At 65.8% G+C, this 1,735-nt stretch carries 1 protein-coding gene; it reads left to right on the top strand.

Going from position 1 to position 1,735, the window contains the following annotated elements; genetic code table 11:
* Nucleotides 1–443: 443 nt before the first annotated feature.
* A complete protein-coding gene (locus ACF08N_RS38085) occupies nucleotides 444–1,709 on the top strand; it encodes an IS110 family transposase (RefSeq protein ID WP_392329271.1) in 1,266 nt (421 codons plus the stop codon).
* Nucleotides 1,710–1,735: the final 26 nt, after the last annotated feature.

Raw genomic sequence — 1,735 nt, forward strand, 5'->3', positions numbered from 1 at the left:
GCCTAATGGGACGCGAAGGCTGGTACGCGAGCCCCGATCATGGTCGCGGGTTGGCACCAGTTTTCGGGGCGCGGAGCAAGCCTTTGAGTATGCCCGGACCCTCGAGTCCTGTTGACAAGACGAGGTCGGCTTCGCGCCCGGCACGCACACAGACCTGTCTCCAAGAGCATCAAAGCGCTCGTGATGGTGCAGGTCAGAGCGTTCTTCATCGTCCGCCCACTGTCGCGCTCCGATGCGATTCGCTGTTCGTAGTCCGAGTCGGTTGTGCGGACCACCTCTCCGAACTGCCTGAGCCTGAGCTCCGAAGCAGACCGAGGGCCGCACCACTCGCTGGGGTTGCGAACGGCTGGTGGGATGACGTGCCTTGAGCACTTCCATTAGGGAGCACGCGCACCCTGCACAGGCTCTGACCTAGGAGAAGAGTCACAACAACGGAGGGTGGAATGGAGATCACAGGGTTACCGACACCCATGTTCTGCGGGGTGGACTGGGCGGAGGATCATCATGACGTCGCGCTCGTCGACGCCGGCGGAACCCTACTCGCCAAGCTGCGGATCAGCGACGATGCCGCCGGATTCGCCCAGCTCACCACCTTGCTGGTCGAGCACGGAGACCACGCGGACACGCCGATCCCCGTCGCGATCGAGACCTCTCGCGGGCTTCTCGTCGCCTGTCTGCGGGCATCTGGCAGGCCGGTCTTCGCGATCAATCCGCTGGCGGTCGCGCGCTATCGCGACCGTCACTCCGTCGCCCGGAAGAAGTCCGACGCCTTCGACGCCGCGGTGCTGGCGAACATCCTGCGGACCGACATGGCCGCCCATCGGCCACTGCCCGCAGACTCCGAGCTCGTCCAGGCCATCTCCGTGCTCGCCCGGGCCCAGCAGGACGCCGTCTGGGACCGAGGCCAGGCCCACAACAGGCTCCGCTCACAGCTGCGGGAGTTCTACCCGGCGATTCTGGAGGCCTTCACCCAGCACAAGCACGGCTTGTGCTCACGAGAGGCCCGCGCCATCCTGGCCGCCGCCTCCACGCCGACCATGGCCGCCAGGCTGACGCGCCGACGCCTTCAGGCGTTGCTCAAGCAGGCAGGACGAGTCCGCGGCATCCAGGCCGAAGCCGACAGGATCCATGAGGTCTTCCAGCGCGACTACCTTCACCAGCTGCCCCAGGTCGAGGCCGCACTCGGTCGGCAAGCAACGGCCCTGCTCAGACAGCTGAACACTGCCTGCCAGAACGCCGACGACCTGGAAGAAGCCACTGCTCAGGCCTTCGATGACCATCCGGATGCGAAGGTGATCCGCAGCTTTCCGGGCCTTGGATCCCTAACCGGAGCCCGGGTCCTGGCCGAGATCGGTGACGACCGAACTCGGTTCGCGAACGCCGGCTCGCTCAAGGCCTACGCCGGAAGCGCCCCGGTCACCCGGGCCAGCGGCAAGAGCTGCGTCGTCATGAGCCGGAAGGTCAAGAACCAACGGCTGGCGGCTGTCGGCTACGTGTGGGCCTTCGTCTCCCTGACCAGATCACCCGGCGCCAGAGCCCACTACGACCGCCGCAGAGAAGCCGGCGACCGCCACGTCGCCGCTCAGCGCAACCTCTTCAACCGCTTCATGGGCATGCTCTTCCACTGCCTCCAACACGGCCGGCTCTACGACGAGACGAAAGCCTTCCCAAACCAGCCACTGGCAGATCATTCCGCCATCGCGGCTTGACGCTTATCCGCGTGGGATGTCTTGTC

The organism is Streptomyces sp. NPDC015127 (genome assembly GCF_043080095.1).
In the GTDB taxonomy this organism is placed as follows: domain Bacteria; phylum Actinomycetota; class Actinomycetes; order Streptomycetales; family Streptomycetaceae; genus Streptomyces.

Coding starts and splice junctions, on each gene's coding strand:
- ACF08N_RS38085 (WP_392329271.1), top strand. CDS start 444: ATGGAGATCACAGGGTTACCGACACCCATGTTCTGCGGGGTGGACTGG.